This window comes from Carbonicoccus niuqiaonis (assembly GCF_050157065.1).
GTDB lineage: Bacteria > Actinomycetota > Actinomycetes > Propionibacteriales > Propionibacteriaceae > Avipropionibacterium.
The window spans coordinates 554279-576450 of the sequence record NZ_CP189573.1 but is presented as its reverse complement, the minus strand read 5'-3'; the positions used below and the strand labels follow the sequence as shown (position 1 = coordinate 576450).

At 70.0% G+C, this 22172-nt stretch carries 19 protein-coding genes; 10 read left to right on the top strand and 9 right to left on the bottom strand.

The window, feature by feature from the left end:
• Positions 1-6: 6 nt before the first annotated feature.
• Positions 7-2829: a type I DNA topoisomerase gene (gene topA, locus ACQBAU_RS02550; RefSeq protein WP_465255311.1), complete on the bottom strand. Its 2823-nt coding sequence runs from the start codon at positions 2827-2829 to the stop codon at positions 7-9.
• Positions 2830-3063: 234 nt separating this feature from the next.
• Between topA and ACQBAU_RS02545 the strand changes: the two genes are divergently transcribed.
• On the top strand, positions 3064-3624 hold the full coding sequence (locus ACQBAU_RS02545; protein ID WP_434548544.1) for a DJ-1/PfpI family protein: 561 nt from the start codon (positions 3064-3066) through the stop codon (positions 3622-3624).
• A 7-nt stretch (positions 3625-3631) separates the two neighbouring features.
• Here ACQBAU_RS02545 and ACQBAU_RS02540 read toward each other — a convergent pair whose 3' ends face one another.
• From ACQBAU_RS02540 to ACQBAU_RS02530, 3 genes are read right to left on the bottom strand one after another with little or no spacing between them, the layout of a single operon-like run.
• Positions 3632-4705, bottom strand: coding sequence for a hemolysin family protein (locus tag ACQBAU_RS02540; protein ID WP_434548545.1), 1074 nt, complete (start codon positions 4703-4705; stop codon positions 3632-3634).
• Entirely contained in the window at positions 4698-6077 is a 1380-nt protein-coding gene (locus ACQBAU_RS02535; RefSeq protein WP_465255312.1) for a hemolysin family protein, read from the bottom strand. Before ACQBAU_RS02535 ends, ACQBAU_RS02540 begins: the two co-directional genes overlap by 8 nt.
• Positions 6074-7681, bottom strand: a complete 1608-nt coding sequence (locus ACQBAU_RS02530) for a DUF7059 domain-containing protein (protein ID WP_465255313.1) — start codon at positions 7679-7681, stop codon at positions 6074-6076. The genes ACQBAU_RS02535 and ACQBAU_RS02530 overlap by 4 nt, the downstream gene beginning before the upstream one ends.
• 228 nt (positions 7682-7909) lie before the next feature.
• Between ACQBAU_RS02530 and ACQBAU_RS02525 the strand changes: the two genes are divergently transcribed.
• The 7 genes from ACQBAU_RS02525 (at position 7910) to ACQBAU_RS02495 (ending at position 15776) form a co-directional block, all read left to right on the top strand.
• Positions 7910-9001: a LacI family DNA-binding transcriptional regulator gene (locus tag ACQBAU_RS02525; RefSeq protein WP_465255314.1), complete on the top strand. Its 1092-nt coding sequence runs from the start codon at positions 7910-7912 to the stop codon at positions 8999-9001.
• A 121-nt stretch (positions 9002-9122) separates the two neighbouring features.
• On the top strand, positions 9123-10271 hold the full coding sequence (locus ACQBAU_RS02520; protein WP_465255315.1) for a Gfo/Idh/MocA family protein: 1149 nt from the start codon (positions 9123-9125) through the stop codon (positions 10269-10271).
• Complete coding sequence (locus ACQBAU_RS02515) at positions 10268-11131, top strand: sugar phosphate isomerase/epimerase family protein (RefSeq protein ID WP_465255316.1); 864 nt, start codon at positions 10268-10270, stop codon at positions 11129-11131. The genes ACQBAU_RS02520 and ACQBAU_RS02515 overlap by 4 nt, the downstream gene beginning before the upstream one ends.
• Positions 11132-11244: 113 nt before the next feature.
• Positions 11245-12138 (top strand): RNA polymerase sigma-70 factor, encoded by an 894-nt coding sequence (locus ACQBAU_RS02510; protein WP_434548551.1) that lies wholly within the window; start codon positions 11245-11247, stop codon positions 12136-12138.
• Positions 12139-12216: 78 nt separating this feature from the next.
• The gene (locus ACQBAU_RS02505) at positions 12217-13350 is read left to right on the top strand and encodes an NAD(P)/FAD-dependent oxidoreductase (protein ID WP_434548552.1); all 1134 of its coding nucleotides are present in this window, start codon (positions 12217-12219) and stop codon (positions 13348-13350) included.
• 72 nt (positions 13351-13422) lie between these two features.
• Positions 13423-13839 carry a helix-turn-helix domain-containing protein gene (locus tag ACQBAU_RS02500; protein ID WP_465255317.1) on the top strand — a complete coding sequence of 139 codons (417 nt, stop codon included), beginning with the start codon at positions 13423-13425 and terminating at the stop codon, positions 13837-13839.
• 23 nt (positions 13840-13862) lie between these two features.
• A complete protein-coding gene (locus ACQBAU_RS02495; protein ID WP_465255318.1) occupies positions 13863-15776 on the top strand; it encodes a DUF4838 domain-containing protein in 1914 nt (637 codons plus the stop codon).
• A gap of 15 nt (positions 15777-15791) precedes the next feature.
• Here ACQBAU_RS02495 and ACQBAU_RS02490 read toward each other — a convergent pair whose 3' ends face one another.
• The 3 genes from ACQBAU_RS02490 to ACQBAU_RS02480 all read right to left on the bottom strand — a co-directional run bounded on the left by ACQBAU_RS02490 (position 15792) and on the right by ACQBAU_RS02480 (position 17683).
• The gene (locus ACQBAU_RS02490) at positions 15792-16319 is read right to left on the bottom strand and encodes a peptidase (RefSeq protein ID WP_434548556.1); all 528 of its coding nucleotides are present in this window, start codon (positions 16317-16319) and stop codon (positions 15792-15794) included.
• A 99-nt stretch (positions 16320-16418) separates the two neighbouring features.
• On the bottom strand, positions 16419-17030 hold the full coding sequence (locus tag ACQBAU_RS02485; protein ID WP_465255319.1) for a ClpP family protease: 612 nt from the start codon (positions 17028-17030) through the stop codon (positions 16419-16421).
• Between the two features lie 2 nt (positions 17031-17032).
• Complete coding sequence (locus ACQBAU_RS02480; protein WP_465255320.1) at positions 17033-17683, bottom strand: ClpP family protease; 651 nt, start codon at positions 17681-17683, stop codon at positions 17033-17035.
• A gap of 153 nt (positions 17684-17836) precedes the next feature.
• On the opposite strand from ACQBAU_RS02480, the gene ACQBAU_RS02475 reads away from it, so the two are divergent.
• Positions 17837-18715: an oxygenase MpaB family protein gene (locus tag ACQBAU_RS02475; protein WP_434548559.1), complete on the top strand. Its 879-nt coding sequence runs from the start codon at positions 17837-17839 to the stop codon at positions 18713-18715.
• Positions 18716-18725: 10 nt separating this feature from the next.
• Here ACQBAU_RS02475 and ACQBAU_RS02470 read toward each other — a convergent pair whose 3' ends face one another.
• On the bottom strand, positions 18726-20291 hold the full coding sequence (locus ACQBAU_RS02470; RefSeq protein WP_465255321.1) for an FMN-binding glutamate synthase family protein: 1566 nt from the start codon (positions 20289-20291) through the stop codon (positions 18726-18728).
• A gap of 32 nt (positions 20292-20323) precedes the next feature.
• Positions 20324-21190, bottom strand: a complete 867-nt coding sequence (locus ACQBAU_RS02465) for an MBL fold metallo-hydrolase (RefSeq protein ID WP_465255322.1) — start codon at positions 21188-21190, stop codon at positions 20324-20326.
• Between the two features lie 169 nt (positions 21191-21359).
• Between ACQBAU_RS02465 and ACQBAU_RS02460 the strand changes: the two genes are divergently transcribed.
• A complete protein-coding gene (locus tag ACQBAU_RS02460; protein ID WP_465255323.1) occupies positions 21360-22169 on the top strand; it encodes a GntR family transcriptional regulator in 810 nt (269 codons plus the stop codon).
• Positions 22170-22172 lie beyond the last annotated feature (3 nt).

The window sequence follows — 22172 nt, the reverse complement described above, 5'->3', positions numbered from 1 at the left end:
TCCGTTCTAGCTGGACTCCGAGGCGCTCGACGGCGCCGTGGTCGACGAACTGGCCGACTGCTTGGCGGGCGCCTTCTTCGCGGCCGTCCTCGTGGCGGCGGTCTTCGTGGCGGCGGTCTTCTTGGCAGTGGTCTTCTTGGTGGTGGACTTCTTCGCCGCTGACTTCTTCGCGGGCGCCTTCTTCGCGGCTGTCTTCTTCGCCGTCGTCTTCTTGGCGGCCTTCTTCGCCGGCGCCTTCTTGGCCCGCTTCTTCGGCGCCGGGCCCTTGGCCCGCTTCTCGGCGAGCAACTCGGCACCCCGTTCGGGGGTGAAGTCCTCGACCGTGTCGTCGCGGCGCAGCGTGGCGTTGGTCTCCCCGTCGGTGACGTAGGCGCCGAACCGGCCGTCCTTGATCACCATCGGGCGACCGGACACCGGGTCGTTGCCCAGCTCCTTCAGCGGGGGCTTGGCAGCAGCTCGGCCACGCTGCTTCGGCTGTGCGTAGATCGCCTCGGCCTCGGCCAGGGTGATCGAGAAGATCTGGTCCTCCGAGGTCAGCGAGCGGGAATCCGTACCCTTCTTCAGGTACGGCCCGTAGCGCCCGTTCTGGGCGGTGATCTCGGTGCCGTCCTCGGTCGTGCCGACGACCCGCGGCAGGTTGATCAACTTCAGTGCTGTTTCAAGATCAACATTGTCGATGTCCATGTGCTTGAACAGCGATCCGGTCCGCGGCTTCGTCTTCGCCGGGGCGTCGTCGGGCAGCACCTCGGTGACGTACGGCCCGTACCGACCGTTCTTCGCCACGATCATGGTGTGGGTCTCGGGGTCGAGACCCAGCTCGCGTTCGGCACCCATCGGGGTCGCCAGCAGCTCCTTGGCCTTGTCCACGGTGAGTTCGTCGGGTGGCAACTCGTCCTCGACCGAGGCGCGGTTGCCGTCCTCGTCCTCGACGTAGGTGCCGTACCGGCCGACGCGGACGACGATGCCGGAGTCGAGGTCGCCGAGCGGGAAGGTCGACAGGCCTCGGGCGTCGATCTCACCGAGCTCGTTGACCAGCACGTCGAGCCCGTTGCGTGGGTCCTCGCCGCCGAAGTAGAAGTCGGTGAGCACCGCGACCCGGTGGGCGTCTCCGTTGGCGATCTGGTCCAGCACGCCCTCCATGTCGGCGGTGAACTGGTAGTCGACCAGGTGGGCGAAGTGTTCCTCCAGCAGCCGGGTCACCGCGAACGCCAACCAGGTCGGGACCAGCGCGGATCCCTTCTTGAACACGTAGTCCCGGCTGGTGATGGTCCGGATGATCGAGGCGTACGTCGAGGGCCGGCCGATCTCCAGCTCCTCCAGCTTCGCCACCAACGACGGCTCGGTGTAGCGGGCCGGCGGTCGGGTCTGGTGACCCGAGGCCTCGATCGCCAACGCGTCCAACGGCTGGCCGGCGACCAGCTGCGGCAGCCGCGACTGGGCGTCGTCGGACTGGCCCTCGTCGACCGACTCCACGTACGCCTTCAAGAAGCCGTGGAAGGTGATCGTCCGGCCCGAGGCGGAGAAGGTGCAGGCCTCGCCCTCGGTCGGCACGGCATCGATCCGGACACTGATCGACTCGCCCTTGGCGTCACTCATCTGGGAGGCGACGGTGCGCATCCAGATCAGCTCGTACAACCGGAACATGTCACCCCGCAACCCTGTCTGGGCAGGGGTTCGGAAGGTGTCACCGGCCGGCCGGATCGCCTCGTGCGCCTCCTGGGCGTTCTTCACCTTGGAGGTGTAGAGCCGCGGCTTCTCGGGCAGGTAGTTCTCCCCGAACAGCTGCTTGACCTGGCTGCGCGCCGCCGAGATCGCCGAACTCGACAAGGTGATCGAGTCGGTACGCATGTAGGTGATGTAGCCGCCCTCGTACAGGTCCTGTGCCACCGACATCGCCCGCTGGGCGGTGAAGCCGAGCTTGCGGCCCGCCTCCTGTTGCATCGTGGTGGTGCGGAACGGTGCGTACGGCTTGCGGGTGTACGGCTTCGCCTCCACCTTCGCGACGCTGAACCGGGCGTCTTCCAGGCGGCCGGCCAACTCGGTGGCCGCCGCCTCGTCGAGGTGCACCAACTGGTCGTTGGTCAGCTGGCCGAGTGAGTTGAAGTCCCGCCCCTGGGCGACCCGGCGGCTGCCGACCTGGCTGAGCCGCGCCCCGAACTGGCGGGGTGAGGCCTCGGCACCGGCGTCGAGGGTGGCGTCGATGTCGAAGTAGTCGGCCGTCCGGTACGCGATCCGCTCCCGCTCCCGGTCGACCACCAGCCGGGTCGCGACCGACTGCACCCGACCGGCGGACAGTCGCGGCTTGACCTTCTTCCACAGCACCGGCGAGACCTCGTACCCGTACAGCCGGTCGAGGATCCGGCGGGTCTCCTGGGCATCGACCAGGTCGGTGTCGAGTTCGCGGGGCGCGTTCACCGCGTCGGTGATCGCGTGCTCGGTGATCTCGTGGAACACCATCCGGTGCACCGGCACCTTCGGCTTCAGTTCCTCCAACAGGTGCCAGGCGATGGCCTCGCCCTCGCGGTCACCATCGGTGGCGAGCAACAGTTGGTCGACCCCGGACAGCGCCTGCTTCAGTGACTTGATGGTGGCCCGCTTGTCGGGCTGCACCACGTACAACGGGGCGAAGTCGTCGTCCACGTTCACGCCGGTGCGGGCCCACTTCTCACCCTTGTACTTGGCCGGTACGTCGGCGGCGCCGGTCGGCAGGTCACGGACATGTCCCCGACTCGACTCGACGATGTAGCCGTCGCCGAGGTAGCTCGCGATCTTCGAGGCCTTCGTGGGCGACTCGACGATGACGAGCGTGCGGGAATTGCTGGTCGGCACTGCTTCCTCTCTGGACGGATCGACGCGGCAGGGTGGGTGTTCGACGAGGCCGAGTCCGCTCCAACGGGCGGGTCAGGCTGCATGCTAACCCGGTGTGTCAAGGTAGCCCGCCGATCGTCGAGGCGCGGATCCGGGGTGTCATCGGCGCGTCGAGAGTCCGACGGGTCGGGGAACTCCGGATGAATCCCTGGCGATCTGCTTGCCGTTCGGGCCGACGCTGATCATGCTGGCCCGGTGAATGAAGTCGTCATCCATGCCACGCCCGGGCTGGACGAGCAACTGCTCGCCCCGCTGCTGCGCGCCCACGACCTGACCAACCCCGAGATGCCGGTGTCCTACGTCGGCTCGTCGACCGAGCCGGTGACGACCACCGGTGGTCAGCTCACCCCGTCGCGCACCGTCGCCGAGGTCGATCCCGACCGGGTCGAGGTGCTGGTGCTGGCCGGCGGCGAGGGCTGGCACGACGACCACGACGAGGTGCTGGCGCTGGCCAAGACCCTGCTGCGCAACGGTCGGCCGGTCGGCGCGATCGGCACCGCAGTCATCGGCCTGGCCCGGGTCGGCTCGTTGGACGAGGTGCCCCACACCACCGACTCGCCGGCGATGCTGGCCGAGGTCGACTACCCCGGCGACGGCCGCTACATCGACGGCGCGGCGATGGGCAGCGGTGACGTGGTCACCGCCGGTTCGGATGCGCCGGCCGAGTTCGCCCGCGAGGTCGCGCGCCGGTTGCAGTGGTTCGCCGACGAGGCGTCCCTCGACGCCTGGTTCGCCGACGTCACCGCCACGGCCTGACGCGAGCTCAGCCGGCGGCGGGGCGTGGTCCCCACCGGTGGGAGATGTCGCGGATCTCGCCCACGAGTTCCTCCAGCACGTCCTCCATCGCGACCACGCCGGCGAGTCGGCCGTCCGGCCCGACGACCTTCGCCAGGTGGGCCTCCTTGGCCTGCATCACCTTGATGGCGTCGTTCAGTTCGGTCTGCGGCGACAGGGACGGCATCATCCGGAACCACTTGCGGTCCAACGGGCGCTGCCGACGTTCGGGGTCGGTCTCCAACACGTCCTTGATGTGCAGGTAACCGTGCACCACCTCGGCCCCGTCGTCGTCGGTGCTGATCACCGGGTACCGGGAGTACCCGGTCTCGGCACACCGCTGTTCGACCTCGGCGAGGGTGTCGGTCGGCGACACGCTGACCAGCACCGAGACCGGCAACAACACCGCGTCGACGGTCCGGTCGGTGAAGGTCAGGGCCCCCTGCACCAGGCCGTACGCCTCGTCGTCCATCATGCCCTCGCGCCGGGACTCGTCGACCAGACCGGCGACCTCCTCGGCGGTGAAGGTGCTCGAGACCTCGTCCTTGGGTTCGACCTTCATCAGTCGCAGGTTCAGGTTGGCGATCGCGTTCAGCACCCAGATGAGTGGCTTCAACGCCGTCACCAGGATGTACAGCGGTGGGCCCAGGATCAGCGCGGCCCGTTCCGGGGCGGCCAGTGCGATGTTCTTCGGCACCATCTCGCCGATCACCACGTGCAGGGTCACCACGATCGCCATCGCCACGATGAACGACACGATGTGCAGTGCGACCTCGGGTACCCGCAGCATCGCGAACAGTGGCTCCAGCAGGTGCGCCACGGCCGGTTCGCCCACCGCGCCGAGACCGACGGTGCACACGGTGATGCCCAATTGGGCGCCGGCCATCATCAGTGAGACGTCCTTCAACGCCTTCAGGGTGATCTGCGCGATCCGCGAGCCCTCCGCCGCCTTCGGCTCGATCAGGGTCCGGCGGGCCGAGATGACGGCGAACTCGGCACCGACGAAGAACGTGTTCAACGCCAACAGCAGGACGGCGACGAGCAGCCAACCCCAGTCACTCATCGTCGGCCCCCTCGTGCAGCGCGTCCTCGGCCTTGATCAACAGCCGGTCGATCCGTCGACCGTCGAGGCGTTGCACGGTCAGCCGGACCTGTGTCTCGCCGATCGGTTCGGCGCCGTCCCCGTCCAGGTCGATCAGCCGCGGCAGGGCGATGGTGATCTCGGCACCCCGCTCCGGCAGCGATCCGTGCTCGGACAGGAACAGCCCGGCGATGGTGTCGTAGTGCTCGCCCTCGGGCACCCGGATGCCGGTCAGTCCCTCGACCTCGTCGGGGCGCAGCAACCCCGACACCGACCACGAGCCGTCGGCGAGTTCGTAGCCCTGGTTGGACAGTCGGTCGTGTTCGTCGGCGATCTCGCCGACGATCTCCTCGACCAGGTCCTCCATCGTCACCACTCCGTCGGTGCCGCCGTACTCGTCGACGACGACGGCCATCTGCATGCCACCCTCGCCGCGCAGCAGGGTGAGCAGAGGGTCGAGCTCCAACGAGCCGGGTGCCTGCACCGGTCGACGTGCCACACTGCTGACGCGGCGGGTGTCACGGTCCTGCACGGGTACGGCGACCGCATGCTTCACGTGGGCCACCCCCACCACCTCGTCGGCGTCCTCGCCGATCACCGGGAAGCGGGAGTGGCCGGTCTGCCGGGTCGCCTCGATCACCGCCGACACCGGGTCGGTCGCCTTCACCGTGTGCATCCGCATCCGCGGCGTCATGATGTCGCTGGCGGTCCGCGTACCGAACAGGATCGAGCGCTCCACCAGGTCGGCGGTGTCGTCGTCCAGCACGCCTTCACGGGCCGACCGGCGGACCAACGACGCGATCTCCTCCGGGCTGCGGACCGACCGGAGCTCTTCCTGAGGTTCGATCCCGAGCATCCGGACGATCGCGTTCGCCGTGTTGTTCAGCAGCCGGATCGGCCCGTACATGATCTTGGTGAAGCCGCGGTTGAAACCCTGCGACAACTTGCCGAACCGCAACGGGTCGGCGATCGACAGGTTCTTGGGGACCAGTTCCCCGTACACCATGGTCAACACGTTGAGCACGACCAGCGAGACCGCGATCGCGATCGCCTCGGCGGCCGCCGGGGGCAGCCCGACCAGGGCCGACTGCAGCAACACCGCGATCGAGCGGTCGGCCAGGAAGCCGATCGCCAGGTTGGTCAACGTGATGCCCACCTGCGCCCCGGAAAGCTGTGTGGACAGGGACTTCAGCCCGGCCAGCAGACCCTTGGCCTGCTTGTCCCCACTCGCTGCAGCGCGCTCGACGGTCGAGCGGTCGACGGTGACGAAGGCGAACTCGGCGGCGACGAAGACGCCACAGGCCAGGACGAGCACCAGGGCGAGTACCAGTTGGGCGACAGCGCCGATGATCATGCGGGACCACCGATCAGCATGCCGTACGAGATCAGCTCCCGCAGCCGCGGCAACAGCCGGTGGGTCACGGCCGTCTCGTCCTCGTCGAGCAGGCCGGCGACGGCCGCGATCAGTTGCCCGACAGCAAGTTCGCCGTCACAGGCGCCGACCACTCCGGCCAGCGCGGTGTCGACCTGGACGCGCCGACACAGGCCGCGGTGCTGCACCAGCACGATCGCCGAGGGGTCGGCGGCACCGGGTGGGCCGAGAGTCTCGGTGAGGACGTCATCGGCCAGCGTCAGCCGCGTACCGAGCAGCTGGTCGTCGGGCCGTACGGCCACGGCGAGTTGGCCGGGCCGCTGCGCCAGCGCGTCCCCGACCGGCTGGGCCACCGGTGAGGGCCAGTGCTCGATCGTCACGTCCGGATCGTCGGATTCGCTGCGGTACAACAGGATCCATCCCATGCCGATACCGGCGACCCCGGTCGAGGCGAGGTGCCGCAACCACTGCTCGTACGCGGCCCGATAGCGCGGACCGCCCTGCAGACCGGCGTCGAGCAGCCACATCTCGGCGTACTCGGCGGGGTCGAGCACCTCGCGCTGCACCACGTGCACCGCACAGCCCGAGCCGGTGAACCAACCCGCCAGGCGTTCCCGCCAGTCGCCGTCGGCCGGGTGGATCCAGTTGGCGAGCACCTGGGCGGTGCCGCCCGGGTTGAGCCGGTCGGCGGCGCCGAGCGCGACCGTACGGACCAGGTCGTCACCGGGCAGCGACGACTCACGGTAGGTCAGGTGGGCGGTCCCCGGCGGCGACATCACGTACGGCGGGTTGCTGATCACCTGGTCGAACGTCTCCCCGGCGACCGGCTGCCACAGGTCACCGTGGCGCAGCTCGACGGCCACGTCGTTCAACGCGAAGGTCCACGCCGCCGCAGTGACCGCGCGGCGGTTCAGGTCGGTCGCGACGACGTGGTCGGCGTGCCGGGCCAGGTGGAGGCTCTGCACCCCGCATCCGCTGCCGAGGTCGAGGGCACGGCCGACCGGGTTGCGGGCGGCGATCTGGGCGAGGGTCACCGATGCGCTGGAGACGCCGAGCACGTAGTCGTCGCCGACCTCGTCGATCCGGCCGTCCATGCCGGGAGTGTGGTCGGAGACGATCCACCCGGCGGTGCCGTCGTCGCCGTCGTACGGGGCGAGGTCGACCGCCGATCGGATGCGGTCACCGTCGCGGTGCAGGACTCCGGCGGTGACGAGGGCGTCGAGCATTCCGGGCAGCGCCCGCTCGACCGCGGCGGTCGACACCTCCGACTGCAGGGGCCACAACCGGATCAAGGTGGCCTGGGGGTCGTCGTCGCTGCCGAGGGCGTGGCTGCCGGGGAGGGTGTGGTTGCGGCCCAGGGCGGCCTGGCCGACCGGGCCGAGCCGGTCGTTGACCGCGTCGACGGTGTAGCGGCCGGCGGTCAGGGCATCGCGGAGCGTGGCGATCAACTGCGCATCAGGTGGTGCAACCGGAGCGGTGGTCCTACCACCGTGCGCGCCTCCGGTCGCACCCGGACTGTGGCCCTCCTCGGTGCCGGCCGCGGCCGACTCGGGTGACCCGGACGACCCGGATGACTCCTCAGACATGAGGACAACTGTGCCATGGCAGCGGAGTGTCCAGCAGCGGCGTCCGTCGAGCCGGAGTCACCCCCGACGTGGGCGGGCGGCGGCTCGCATGCTGGCCGACGACGGGGAGGCGTGCCAAGGTTGACCCGAGCACGTGGCGGCGCCCGCCGACACACATCGCGGCGACGATCCGCGCGATCAGGACGTGTCGACCGGCACTGCGGAGCCGATCGACGGGAGGACGTGGAGATGGCACAGACGACCCTGTACGAGGTCGCCGAGCGCGCCGGTGTGTCGCTGGCCACCGCTTCCCGGGTGCTGAACGGCAGCACCCGCAAGGTCGGCCAGGAGCTGTCGGAACGGGTGCTCGCCGCGGCGCGGGAGTTGCGCTACACCGCGAACGGCCCGGCCCAGGCGATGGCCCGCGGCCACAGCAACACGATCGGCCTGGTGGTGGCCGACATCGCCGACCCGTACTTCACCCAGATCGCCGCCGGGGTGATCGAGGCCGCCGACGCCCACGGGATCACGGTCACGATGGGCACCACCGGACGGGCCCCCGGCCGGGAGGCTGAACACCTGGCGGTGTTCCGCAGCCAACGTGCCCGAGGAGTGGTGATCGTGGGGTCCCGGGTGGACCGCGAGGCCTCCCCCACCGCGCCCAACACCCACGCGTCCAACACCGACGCGTCCAACACCGACGCGCCCGAAGGTTCGGACGCCGATGCGCTGCGCGCTGAACTCGACGCCTACCGCGAGGCCGGTGGGAGCGTGGTGCTGGTCAGCCAACCGATCGACGACCTGCCCACCGTCGAGATCGAGAACCGGAAGTTGGCCGCCGAGCTGGGCCGTGCCCTGGTCGACCAGGGACACCGCGACTTCGCGGTGCTGGCCGGTCCGGCCGGGCTGCTCACCGCGGTCGACCGGACCGAGGGCTTCCGCAACGGGCTCCGGTCCCGGCAGGTGGCGCTGGCCAAGGACCGGATCGTCGCGGGCGGCTTCAACCGCGCCGGCGGTCACGAGGCGATGCGGGCGCTGCTGGCACGCAACGACCGGCCCGGCTGTGTGTTCGCCGTGAACGACGTGATGGCGCTGGGCGCCGTGGCTGCGATCCGGGAGGCCGGCCTCCGCCCCGGAGTCGACATCGCCGTCGCCGGCTTCGACGACATCCCGACACTGGCCGACGTCCACCCCTCGATCACCACCGTGCACCTGCCGCTCCGGGAGGCCGGTCAGGCTGCTGTGGAGTTGCTGCTCGACCCCGACGGGGCGCCGGGCAGCCCGATCACCGGCGAGGTCCTGCTGCGGGAGAGCACCCACCTCGCCACCCCGTCCGCGTAGCGGAGACCTGCGGTCGCCTTGCGGAATCCGATGGTCTAGAGTTGCCCGCGGAAAGCTGTTTCCCGCCGGCTCGACGGACTTGCCCGGTGGACCGATTCGAGGCGTGAGGCGAGGCGAGACCATGGAGACCCGAACTCTGGGCGTGGTGATGAACGGTGTGACCGGCCGGATGGGGACCCGACAGCACCTGGTGCGGTCGGTGCTGGCGATCCGGGAGCAGGGCGGCGTCACCCTCGCCGACGGCAGCCGGGTCAACCTGCAACCGCTGCTGGTCGGCCGCAACGCCGACAAGCTGTCCGACCTCGCCGCCAGGTACGGCCTCGAGGACTGGACCACCGACCTCGAGGGTGCCCTCGCCGACGACGACTACCCGATCTACTTCGACGCCCAGCTCACCAACGTCCGCGAGCCCGCACTGCGGTCGGCGATGGAGGCCGGTCGCCACATCTACACCGAGAAGCCGACCGCCGAGTCCTTCGAAGGGGCCCTCGACCTCGCGCGGCTGGCCAGGTCCACCGGGGTGAAGAACGGCGTCGTCCACGACAAACTGTTCCTGCCCGGCTTCCGCAAGCTGAAGCGACTGATCGACGGCGGCTTCTTCGGTGAGATCCTGTCGGTCCGCGGCGAGTTCGGCTACTGGGTGTTCGAGGGTGACTGGCAGGCCGCGCAACGGCCCAGTTGGAACTACCGGGCCGAAGACGGCGGCGGCATCGTCAGCGACATGTTCTGCCACTGGAGCTACCTGCTGGAGGACCTCTTCGGCACCATCGACTCGGTCAACGCCAAGGCCGTCACCCACATCGACAAGCGGTGGGACGAGCAGGGCAACGAGTACGCCGCCACCGCCGACGACGCGGCGTACGCGATCTTCGAGATCGGCAGGACCGTCGTGCAGTTCAACTCGTCCTGGGCGGTCCGGGTCAACCGGGACGAACTGGTCGAGCTGCAGGTCGACGGCACCCACGGCAGCGCCGTCGCCGGCCTCCACCGCTGCAAGGTCCAGCCGCGCGCGCTGACCCCGAAGCCGGTGTGGAACCCCGACCTGGTGGAGGCCACCCCGTTCCGCGAGCAGTGGCACGAGATGCCCGACAACGAGGTGTTCGACAACGGCTTCAAGTACCAGTGGGAGCAGTTCATCCGCCACGTCGTCGACGACGAGCCCAACCCGTACGACCTGCTGTCGGGGGCACGCGGGGTCCGGTTGGCCGAGCTCGGCCTCAAGTCCTCGGCCGAGGGCCGGCGGATCGAGCTGCCGGAGCTGACCCTGTGACGGCCTCGACGAACGGCGCCGCGCCCGACCTCTCCCGGCTGTCGCTGAACCAGAAGACCGTCAACGCCGCCACCGTGCCCGAGGTCGTCGAGCTGTGCCGGGCCACCGGCATCGGCTCGGTCGGACTGTGGCGGGAACCGGTCGCCGACTTCGGCCTGCAGGCCACCGTCGACCTGGTCGCCGAGGCCGGGCTCCGGGTGTCGTCGCTGTGCCGCGGCGGTTGGTTCACCGCCACCGGGGCGGCCTTCGAGGAGGCGATCGCCAGCAACCACGCCGCGATCGACGAGGCCGCCGCCCTCGAGGCCGACTGCCTGTGCCTGGTCGTCGGCGGACTGCCGGCGGGCTCCCGCGACCTGTCCGGTGCCCGACGCCAGGTCGCCAAGGCGTTGGAGGTGCTGGTGCCGCACGCGACAGAGGCGGGGGTGAAGCTGGCCCTCGAGCCGATGAACCCGATCTACGCCGCCGACCGCGGGGTGCTGTCGACGCTGGAGCAGGCACTGGACCTGGCGGCCCCCTACTCCGCCGACGTGGTCGGCGTGATGGCCGACACGTACCACGTCTGGTGGGACCCGACGCTGCCGCAGCAGCTGCTCCGGGCCGGCAACGAGGGCCGACTGCTGTCGTACCAGATCTGCGACTGGATCACCCCGCTGCCGGTCGACACCCTGTTGGCGCGCGGGATGATGGGCGACGGCCACATCGACTTCGAGAGCACCACCCGCTGGGTGACCGAGGCCGGCTACACCGGCGACATCGAGGTGGAGATCTTCAACGCCGACATCTGGGCCGCCGACCCACGGCAGGTCGTCGACACGATGATCGAGCGGTACGCCTCGCTGGTGGCGCCCTACGCCGGCTGACCCCGTACGTCCCGGATCCACCTGTCACAGAATCCGGCCCGCCGGCGTCTCGGTGGGTGACCATGCTCCAGGACCGACGGATGGGGCACCACGGCGGACGGATGGGGACAGTGATGTGTGCTGACACGACGGAGCCGGCGACGGAGACGTTCGTACGCCACCGCAACCTGCTGTTCACGGTGGCGTACGAGATCCTCGGGTCGGCGACCGATGCCGAGGACGTACTGCAGGAGACGTGGCTGCGGTGGGTCCGGGTCGACCTCGACCAGGTTCGCGACCACCGCGCCTACCTGGTCCGGATCACCACGAACCAGGCGCTGTCGCGGCTGCGGACACTGGGCCGACGCAAGGAGACCTACACCGGGTCCTGGCTGCCCGAGCCGCTGCTGACCGTGCCGGACGTGGCCGACGACGTGGAACTCGCCGAGAGCGTCTCGATCGCCATGCTGCTGGTGCTGGAGTCGCTGACGCCCACCGAGCGGGCGGTGTTCGTACTGCGTGAGGTGTTCGCGTTCGACTACGACGAGATCGCCCGGTCGGTCGACAAGACCCCCGCCGCCGTACGCCAGATCGCCCATCGCGCGCGGTCCCACGTCGCCGCCCGCCGACCCCGCGAGGACCCGTCGGCCGCGGAGACCGAGGCCGCCCTCACCGCCTTCCGGCGGGCCGTCGAGACCGGCGACGTGCAGGGACTGCTCGACGTGCTGTCCCCCGACGTGGTCCTGGTCGCCGACGGCGGCGGCGTCAGGCAGGCCGTCCCACGGCCCGTCTCCGGAGCGGACAAGGTGCTGCGGGTGCTGACGTCGGGGCTCGACCGGGTCGGTGCCCGGATCACCCTCGAGCCGGCGAACGTCAACGGCGGCCCGGCGCTCATCATGCGCCTCGACGGCGAACTGGACGGGGTGTTGGCATGCCGGGTCGACCAGGGCCGGGTCAGCAGCATCTACTACGTCCGCAATCCCGAGAAGCTGTCGTGGCTCGACACCGGCATCGAGTTCAGCCGGTGATCGTGCCGTCGGTCAGGTGTCACAACCCGTGACCGGACGGCGTCGGTTGGTCGACACCTGATCACGAAGGGAACCACCATGACGAACACCACCCCACCGCACGTCGTCGTCCTCGGCGCCGGCTACGCGGGAATGACCGCGGCCAACCTGATCGCCACGCGGACCGACGCGTCGGTCACCTTGATCAACGAGCGCGACGTCTTCCAGGAGCGGATGCGCAACCACCAACTGGCGGTCGGCCGGCGGCGCGCTGACATCCCACTGCAGCGTCTGGTCCGCGGTCGCGGCATCACCCTGCTGATCGGCCGGGCGGTCCACATCGACCTCGGGACACGACAGGTCGACCTGGCGGGCCGGGCCGAGCCGATCCGGTACGACATCCTGGTCTACGCGCTGGGCAGCCGCGCCGACGTGCACGAGGTGCCCGGTGTGGCCGAACACGCCGTTGCCGTCGCCACCGCCGACCAGGCCGGCCGGGTGCCCGCGCTGCTGGCCCGGTCCGGCGGGGAGCCCGTCACCGTCGTCGGCGGTGGGTTGACCGGGATCGAGACCGTCACCGAGATCGCCGAGGCCCACCCCGACCGGACCGTCTCGTTGCTCACGTCCACGCCGCCGGGGTCGATGCTGAACGAGCGGGCGCAGCAGCACCTGTTCGCGACCTTCGACCGGCTGGGCGTCCGGCTGGTCACGAACTCCCGGGTGGCGAAGGTCGCCCAGGACGGACTGCTGCTCGACAACGGGGACCAGCTCCCCGGTCGCACCGTGGTGTGGACCGCCGGCTTCGCGGTTCCGCCGCTGGCCCAGCAGGCCGGTCTGGCCGTCGACCACCGGGGACGGATGCTGGTCGACCGGAGCATGCGGTCGCTCTCCCACCCCGAGGTGTACGGCATCGGTGACGCCGCCGCGGCACGCAACGAGGACGACCAGCTGGTACGCATGGGCTGCGGGCCGGGCGGCCTCTCCGCGGCTGCCGGCGCCCGCTCGATCGCGAACCGGCTGGTCGGCCGGTCCCCCGCGCAGCTGCGGTACCACGACGTCGCCTGGCACATCACGCTCGGCCGCCATGACGGCATCGTGCAGCTGGGCCAGGCGGACGGACGCGTCATCACCGGACGGGTCGCCGCCCGGATCAAGGACCGGCTGGTGCTGCCCGGCGCGGTGTGGGGCACCCGCCACGTCATCGCCGCCGAGGCCGCGGCCCGGAGGTACTGAGCCTGATGGACAGGTCATCTGCCGTGAGCAGAACCGCGCCCACGGGCCCCGATCAGCGCCTACCGTGATTCCATGACGGTCACTCCGCTCGGCCCACCCCGACGAGACCAGCCTGCCCCCGGGGCGCGCGGGGTGCCCGCCGAGCCCGAACCGTTGTGGCGTGAGGTGCTCGGCGCCCGGCTGCGTGAATTGCGCCGTGTCCGCCGGTTCACCTTGGCGCGGACGGCGGCCCGGGCCGGCATCTCGACGCAGTACCTGTCGGAGGTCGAGCGTGGCCTGAAGGAGCCGTCGTCGGAGGTGATCGCCGCGATCTCCGGAGCGTTGGGCATCAGCCTGCTCGAGCTGACGAGCGTGGTCGCCGACGACCTGGCCGTCAACGATCAACAGCGTCGGACCTCCCGGGGGGTCAGGTACGACCTGCTCCGCGTCAACACCTCCCGCAGCCCAGGGGCGAGCGGCTGGTCGGGCCCGGTGGCACTGGCGTCCTGAGCACGTCGCTACAGTGACCTGCCATGGCTCACCCTGCTGTGCTGATCGCTGTTGATCATGACGCCGAGGCGTCCCCGACCGTCCGGTTCGCCGGTCAGGAACTCCGGCGGTTGTTGGTCGCCGCCACCGGCCGACGGGTCTCGGTGCTGGACGCCGCGGCGGAGCCGTCGGCGGCGCTGGTGCTGGCCGTCGATCCCGGCCTGGCCGACCATCCGGCCGACGACGTGCTGGCGATCGAGGTGGCCGACGGTGTCGGCACGATCACCGGGTCGAACGAGCGCAGCCTGCTGATCGCGGTCTACCGCTTCCTCACCGAGCTGGGCTGCCGCTTCGTGCGGCCCGGGCCCGACGGTGAGTACCTCCCCCGGATCGATCCGACCGCCGCCGTCACGGTGCGCGAGCGGGCCGCCCACCGACATCGTGGACTCTGCATCGAGGGCGCCACCAGCCTCACCAACCTGCTCGACCTGATCGACTGGTTGCCCAAGGTCGGCATGAACAGCTACTTCATCCAGTTCGACAGCCCGCACGTCTTCCTGCGCTCGTGGTACGAGCGTCGCGGCGATCCGGCGGGTGGCCCCGACTACCCGACCACCGGACGGAGTGCCGAGGTACAAGCCGCGGTGCTGGCCGAGATCGAACGGCGTGGTCTGGTCCACCATGCGGTGGGCCACGGTTGGACGTCGGATGTGATCGGGGTGCCGGCGACCGGGTGGGACGTCGTCGACGACGCCGACTTCCGGCGCGACCTGGTGGCCGAGGTGAACGGGGTCCGCGAGCTGTGGGGCGGGATTCCGCTCAACACCGAGCTCTGCTATTCCAACCCCGAGGCGCGGTCGGCCATGGCACGCGTGATCGCCGACCACGCGGTGGCACACCCCGAGATCGACGTGGTGCACGTCTGGTTGTCCGACGGCAACGCCAACCACTGTGAATGTGCCGAGTGCCGTACCCGTCGCCCCGCGGACTGGTACCTGATGCTGCTCAACGAGCTCGACCAGCTGCTGACCGAGGCTTCCAGCCCGGCGACGGTCGCCTTCCTCGCCTACCACCAACTGCTGTGGCCACCGGTCACCGAGACCCTCGAGAACCCGGACCGGTTCGTGCTGATGTTCGCCCCGATCCGTCGTGACCCACGGGTGCCGATGGCGAGCGCCGGGGACGGCCGGATCGCCTCGTACGAAGGGAATGCGACGACGTCGCCGGTCGCCAACGAGGAGTTCGTCGACCTCTTGCAGGCGTGGCGGCAGGGGTTCACCGGCTCGGCGTTCGACTTCGACTACCACCTGATGTGGCAGTACGCGTTCGATCCCGGCCAGTTGATCATCGCGCGGACGCTGTACGACGACATCCGCGGCTTCCACGGGATCGGCCTGGACGGGTTGATCAGTTGCCAGACCCAGCGGATCTTCGTGCCCGACGGGTTCGTGCTGACGATCATGGCACGCACGCTGTGGGATCCGTCGATCTCGTACGAGCAGGCGCACGCGGAGCACCTCGCGGCAGCCTTCGGGCCCGACGGTGCCGTGGTCGGGCAACACCTGCAGCGGTTGTCCGACGTCGTGGCCGGCTGGGACCTGGATCACCGAGGAGTCTGCCAACCGCGGATCGACACGGCCGAGGTCTCGACGGTGCGCTCGATGTTGACGGAGCTGATGGAGCTCTGCCACCGCCACCTCGCCGATGATCAACCGGTGTGGGCGGCGTCGTGGCAGAACCTGTTGTGGTACAGCGAAGTGTGGACCGGGCTGTGCGGTGTCTGGGACGCCCTGGCCGCCAATGACCGGTCGGTGCTGTGGCAGCGCTGGGACGAGGTGAAGGCCTCGTTGTGGCAGGGGCAGGACGACCACCAACCCGTCCTCGACGCCTCGAACCTCACGCTGACCATCGAGCGTTTCCTCGACCGCGTACTGCCGGCCGGGACCGCGGCCGACTGACCCGGAGCCCAGAAGTCAGGCGGCCAACAGCAGCGCCAGGACGGCGGTGTCGGGGTCCTGCGACGGATCGACGTCGTCCTCGGAGACCAGCTTGGTGATCGTGCCGTCGGCCTCGGTCTCGACCCAGGCGGCGCGGTGCTCCAGGCCAAGGTGTGGCAGCCCGGGCAGCAGCACACAGCCCGACGCGTTGTGCCGCGGGCTCTCCGCGGTCGGATGCAGCAGCATCATCGCCATCGGCTGCGGACTCCCGACCGTCCCGGGTGCAGGTGCGTCGTCCCCGATCACCGGGCCGGCCATCAGCAACATGCCCACCGGGTCGTGGGCACTGATCACCGACGGATCACTGATCTCGGGTTGGTCGTCGCAGCTCCAGAAGACCGAGGTCCGCCCGATCATCCCCGGGACGGCGGCCAACCGGACCAGCAGTCGCAGCAGTTGGGCCCACTCCCCCGTGCCGTCCGGCCACCGGCCCGCCACGATGAAGCCGTCCAGCGGTCGCCGACCGCTGGTGAACGGCGCCAGCTCCACCTGTCGATCATCCATCGTGGCCTCCAAACCCGTCGTTGCAGCTCGAGACCCTTCCATTCTGCAACGTCGACGGCGATTGTGGGGGACGGTAACGAGGATCGAGGCCGAACCGTGTCAGCCGATCGTGGGCGCGGGCGCTCCCCGCCGGTCGATCACGACGTCGGCCAGCCCGTACGCCACGGCGGCCTCGGCGGTGAAGATCCGGTCACGATCGGTGTCCCGCCGCAGCGTTTCCGACGTCTGCCCTGTGTGGAACGACAGCACCTCCTCACTGGCCGCGCGGAGCCGCAGCACCTCCTCGGCGGCCAGGATCAGGTCCGGGATCGCGCCCTGGCCACGACCCGATGGCTGGTGCAACAGCACCCGGGTGTGCGGCAGCACCGCGCGCTTGCCCGGGGCGCCGGCGGCCAACAGGATCGCCGCCGCCGAGCAGGCCTGTCCGACACAGGTCGTCGCCACCGGCGCGTGCACGTACTGCATGGTGTCGTAGACCGCGAACATCGCGGTGATCGAGCCGCCCGGTGAGTTGAGGTAGAGCTGGATGTCGCGGTCGGGGTCCTCGGCGGCCAGGTGCAGGATCTGCGCGATCAGCACCCCGGCCACCCCGTCGTCGATCTCCGTGCCCAGGTAGACGATCCGTTCGCTGAGCAGGTGGCTGTAGAGGTCGAGGGCGCGTTCACCGCGCGGGTTGGACTGGATGACGTTCGGAATCGTGTAGCTACTCATGATCAGTTGCCTCCTCGGCCGAACTGGTAGCCGAGACCCAGCGGTCGCGGCGCGGTGACGGTGAGTTGGTCGAAGTCGGTGACGACCCGGTCGCAGAAGCCGTACGACGTCGCCTCCTGTGCGGTGTACCAGCGGTCACGCAACGAGTCCTCCGCGATCCGTTCCGGCGACTGCCCGGTGTACTCGGCGATCAGGCCGAGCACGGTGTCGCGGGTGTGGCGCAGGTCGTCGGCCTGCAACTCGATGTCGACGGCGGTGCCGCCGATCCCGGCCGACCCCTGGTGCATCAGGATCCGCGCGTGCGGGAGGGCCTGTCGCTTCCCCTTCGTCCCGGCCGACAGCAGGAACTGCCCGGCACTGCAGGCGAGCCCGACGGCGACGGTCGCGACGTCGTTGGGAATCAGCCGCATGGTGTCGGCGATCGCGAGCATGGCCGGCACCGAACCGCCGGGAGAGTTGATCCACAAGGTGATGTCGGCCTTCTCGTCGGCCGCGGCGAGCATGATCAACTGGGCGCACAGCCGGGTGCCGATCCGGTCGTCGAGCTCCCCGTCGAGCACCAGGGTGCGACGGTCGAGCAGTCGTTCGGTGAGCAGGTCGGCCTGGCTCTGTCCGGGAACGGGTGGGGTGTCTGGTCCTGGTTGTTCGGTCATGTCCCCAGCCTGCGCACCGGGAGGCCCCGACCACGACCTTTGCCGCTGTCGGCGGATCAGCCCACGGCAGACGTCTCCCCCGGCCCGCCGCCCACCCGGACCGCGCCGAGGTCGGCGGTGAGCGGGAACGGACCGTCGCGATAGACTGCGGGCGTGGGAAGCAGCATGTTGGGCCGGACACGGCAGGCCATCACCACGGCGGTCCGCAACCGGGTGAACGGCCCGGACTTCGCCACCGGGACGCCGCTGTGGACGGTGCCCGGTGATCGCTGGTTCACCCCCGCGGACGCGATCTGGCGGGTCCATCGCGACCCCGCCATGTTCATCGGTGGCATTCGGTCGTTGTTGCTGCAGTCGTTGCACCCGGTGGCGATGCAGGCGGTGTCGGAACACTCGGGCCAGGGCAGCGATCCGTGGGGACGGCTGCAGCGGGCCAACCAGTTCGTCAACACCACCACGTACGGCACGGTCGCCGAGGCCGAGCAGGCGATCGCGAAGGTCCACCACGTCCACGGGTTCGTCCAGGGCGTCACCCCCGAGGGCGAGCCGTACGAGGCCGGCGACCCGCACCTGCTGAAGTGGGTCCACATCGTCGACGTCGAGAGCTTCCTGCTGGCCCACCAGGCGTACGGGGAGCGGCCGCTCACCCCGGAGCGCTGTGACGAGTACGTGGCGCAGACCGCCGTGGTCGCCGAGCAACTCGGGGTGATCGACCCGCCGCGCACCCGCGCCGAGCTCGAGACGCAGCTGATGTCGTACCGCCTCGAGCTGCGCCGCACCGAGGCCGCGGTGGAGGCCGCCGAGCTGTTGCTCCGTCGGCCCCCGCTGCCCAAGTCCTCACGCCCGGCGTACCGGATGTTGGTGCACGGGGCACTGGCGCTGACCCCGCCGTGGGCACTCGCCCGGCTGCGGGTGCCGTACTACCCGGTCCGCGAGCTGATGGCACCGCCGATCGCCCGCGCGGCCTGCCGCACGCTGCGGTGGGCTTTCGCCGTGGACCCGGTGCACACGCCACCGCCGGCCCGGGACTGAACCGTCCGGCTCAGTTGGTCACCCGGTGCCCACTCAGGTGGGTGTTGACCGGCGCCATCAAGGCGGTGATCGCCTCGGTGTCGGCGTCGGACGGAAGGCCCCAGCCCATCGGGTAGCCGTACACCTCACGCAGGCTCCTGGCGCCGCTTGCGCCGTCCAGCAGGTCCACGTCGTCCACCGTGATCAACCCGGGGTGGGCGACGCCGACCGTCTCGGTGAGCTTGAGCAGTTCGTGCCGGAAGGTGCGGATGTAGTTGGCCAACCGCACCGACTTCAGCTCCGGATCCAGGCCGCCGGTCAGCCACCGGTCCTGGGTGGCGACACCGGTCGGGCACCGGTCGGTGTGACACTTCTGCGCCTGGATGCAGCCGATCGCCAACATCGCCTCCCGGGCGACGTTGATCAGGTCCGCACCGAGCGCGAAGGACATGATGGCCGACTCGGGCAGGCCGATCCGACCGGCGGCGATGAAGGTGACGTCGTCGGTCAACCCGGCGCGGGCGAACAGGGCGTACACCCGGGTGAAGCCGATCCGCAGCGGCAGCGACACCGAGTCGCTGAACGCCCGCGGCGCGGAGCCGGTGCCGCCCTCGCCGCCGTCGATGGTGATGAAGTCGACCCCACGGTCACCGGCGGACATGTGACTGACCAGGTCCTCCCAGAACCCGAGGTCGCCGACCGCGGACTTGATGCCGACCGGCAGGCCCGTGGCGTCGGCGATCTCCTCGACCAGGTCCAGCATCGAGTCGACGTCGGAGAAGGCGGTGTGGCGCGACGGGCTGACGCAGTCCCTGCCGACCGGGATGCCGCGGATCTCCGCGATCTCCGGGCTGACCTTCGGCCCCGGCAGCATGCCGCCCAGGCCCGGCTTGGCCCCTTGGGACAGCTTGATCTCGATCGCCCGGACCGGGGAGCCGTCGATCCGCTCCAACAGCGCCGGCAGCGAGAACCGGCCGTGCTCGTCACGACAGCCGAAGTAGGCGGTGCCGATCTGGAAGACCAGGTCACCACCCTGCTTGTGATGGCTCGACAGGCTGCCCTCACCGGTGTTGTGCAGGCAGCCGGCCAGCCTGGCGCCGGCGTTCATGGCCCGGACCGCCGGCCCCGACAGCGAACCGAAGCTCATCGCCGAGACGTTGACCACCGAGTCGGGCCGGAACGCCTTGGCCCGACCGCGCGGGCCACCCAACACCTTGGCCGCGGGCAGCAAGGAGTCGCGGCCGGCCGAGTCGGCCGAGCTGGGAACGGTCTCGGCGAACGTCCGTTGCTTGATGATCGGATGACCCGGCGTGTTCTCCAGGTCGTTGTCGGTGCCGAAGCTGAAGTAGTTGTTCTGCCCCTTCGCCGACGCGTAGATCCAGCGACGTTGGTCACGGCTGAACGGCCGCTCCTCGTCGTTGTCGGTGACGATGTACTGCCGCAGCTCCGGGCCGATCGCCTCGAGCAGGTAGCGGGCGTGCCCGATCACCGGGAAGTTGCGCAACAGGGCGTGCTTGCGCTGCCACAGGTCGTACGCGGCCACCCCCGCAGCACCGACCAGCGGTGCCGCCACCAACGCCTTGGTCATCTTCTTCATGGGGCCACACTAGGCAGCGCCGGCTCGGTGTCTCAGGTCAGGTCGTAGCTGCTGAGCTCGTCGGCGAAGACCGTCCGACCGCCGAAGATCGCACCGGCCCGCTCGAGGGCCGCCTGCCGCACCTCGTCGGTCGAGATGTGCGGTCCGGTGTGCACCAGCACGAGGGTGCCGACCCCGGCCGCCTCCGCCGTCCGCGCCGCCCCGTCGACACCGCACTGGCCGGTGTCCTCGCCGCTTTCGACCATCCGCTCGTCCAGGTCCCAGCACATGCAGAACAACAGGTCGGCGCCGCGCGCCAGCTCGGTGATCGTGTCACACGGCTGGGTGTCGCCGGTGAACACCACCGAGCCGGCGGCGGTGTCGAAGCGGTACGCCACCGATTCGAGGTACGGCTGGACGTGCTCGGCCGGAGCGGACCGTACGGTCCACCGCTCGGTCTCGCGGGTGAAGCCGGCGGTGATGTCCTGGGTCTGCACGACCGGCTTCAGCCGGGGCAGGGTGCCACCGCGGTTCTGGTAGACGTGCTGGCTCGGCGGGGCCTGGACGCGGGCCTCGATGTCGTCGGCGAACGCCCCGTCCGGGCCGACCAGTCGGTCGGTGAGCCGCGTCGTCGGGTGCGGGCCGATCACCTCGAGCGGCTCGACCAGTCCGGCACCCTGGTCCCACCGGGTCAACAGGAAGCAGGGGTAGTCGACGTTGTGGTCGAAGTGGTGGTGGGTGAAGAACAAGGTGCTGACGTCGGTGGGCCGGAAGCCGGCCCGGACCAGCTTCCAGGTCGTCGCCGGACCACAGTCGACCATGATCAACTCGTCGTCGACCTCGATGGCGAAGGCGGTCCCGAACCGCTCGGGCGTCGGGGTGGGCGTACCGGATCCCAGCACATGCACTCGCGTCGTCACGTCAGCAGCTCCCTCAAGTTGTCTGTAGTCATCACTAGTCGTTGGTGACGTTGAGTACCTTAGTGGTTCGGGCCGGCCGTCCGCACACCGGGCCGGGCTGCTGGCGTCTACACTGGGCCGACCGTCGATACCGGCCCCGGCAAGGTGGATCGTTGACCAAGAAGGCACGTTGACCAAGAAGGCACTCGCGCGAGGCACCGCCCTGCCGCTGCAGTCCCAACTGCTGGCCGAGCTCCGCAAGGATCTGTCCCGCCATGCCGTCGGGGCGCGGCTGCCGACCGAGGTCGAGCTGACCGAGCGCTACCAGGTCAGTCGCACCACCGTCCGCAACGCGATCCAGGTGCTGGTCGACGAGGGTCGGGTGGTACGCCAGCAGGGACGCGGCAGCTTCGTGGCCGAGCCGCGGATCAGCCGACCGCTGGACAAGGTGTGGGCCCTGGTGGAGAGCTTCACCGCGCACGGCCTGGACCCGGAGTCGTCGCTGCGCGCGTTCGACTGGATCGACGCCGACGACGCCGAGCGGTTGGGCCTGCCGGAGGTCACGCTCCCGCCGACCGGCGCGCTGCACGTCCAGCGCGTCTACCGGGTGCACGCCGCGCCGGTCGCGGTCGCCGATGCCTACCTGCCCGGCGAGATCGGCCAACAGATCACCCGCGCCGACGTCGAGGCCCACCCGACGTTCCAGGTCATCGAGGACAAGTTCGGTCCGATCCTGCACCATGCCCGCCTCACCGTACGCAGTCGCGCGGCCACCGAGCAGGTCGCCGCGCTGCTGGACGTCGAGGTCGGGACCCCGCTGCTGGTGCTGCACCGCTGGCTCCACCGCGACGATGACCGACTCGCGCAGTTCGTCGTCTACCACCTGGTCGCCGAACTGTTCGAGTTCACCCTCGAACCCCAGGTCGACCCGCCGCACGCACTCAGCCATGCCTTCACCGGCCCGCGCCCGGTGCTCACCCTGCGCGGATCGACCGACTGACAC

Coding starts and splice junctions, on each gene's coding strand:
- ACQBAU_RS02540 (WP_434548545.1), bottom strand. CDS start 4,705: ATGAGTGACTGGGGTTGGCTGCTCGTCGCCGTCCTGCTGTTGGCGTTG.
- ACQBAU_RS02535 (WP_465255312.1), bottom strand. CDS start 6,077: ATGATCATCGGCGCTGTCGCCCAACTGGTACTCGCCCTGGTGCTCGTC.
- ACQBAU_RS02530 (WP_465255313.1), bottom strand. CDS start 7,681: ATGTCTGAGGAGTCATCCGGGTCGTCCGGGTCACCCGAGTCGGCCGCG.
- ACQBAU_RS02525 (WP_465255314.1), top strand. CDS start 7,910: ATGGCACAGACGACCCTGTACGAGGTCGCCGAGCGCGCCGGTGTGTCG.
- ACQBAU_RS02520 (WP_465255315.1), top strand. CDS start 9,123: ATGGAGACCCGAACTCTGGGCGTGGTGATGAACGGTGTGACCGGCCGG.
- ACQBAU_RS02510 (WP_434548551.1), top strand. CDS start 11,245: ATGTGTGCTGACACGACGGAGCCGGCGACGGAGACGTTCGTACGCCAC.
- ACQBAU_RS02505 (WP_434548552.1), top strand. CDS start 12,217: ATGACGAACACCACCCCACCGCACGTCGTCGTCCTCGGCGCCGGCTAC.
- ACQBAU_RS02500 (WP_465255317.1), top strand. CDS start 13,423: ATGACGGTCACTCCGCTCGGCCCACCCCGACGAGACCAGCCTGCCCCC.
- ACQBAU_RS02495 (WP_465255318.1), top strand. CDS start 13,863: ATGGCTCACCCTGCTGTGCTGATCGCTGTTGATCATGACGCCGAGGCG.
- ACQBAU_RS02490 (WP_434548556.1), bottom strand. CDS start 16,319: ATGGATGATCGACAGGTGGAGCTGGCGCCGTTCACCAGCGGTCGGCGA.
- ACQBAU_RS02485 (WP_465255319.1), bottom strand. CDS start 17,030: ATGAGTAGCTACACGATTCCGAACGTCATCCAGTCCAACCCGCGCGGT.
- ACQBAU_RS02480 (WP_465255320.1), bottom strand. CDS start 17,683: ATGACCGAACAACCAGGACCAGACACCCCACCCGTTCCCGGACAGAGC.
- ACQBAU_RS02470 (WP_465255321.1), bottom strand. CDS start 20,291: ATGAAGAAGATGACCAAGGCGTTGGTGGCGGCACCGCTGGTCGGTGCT.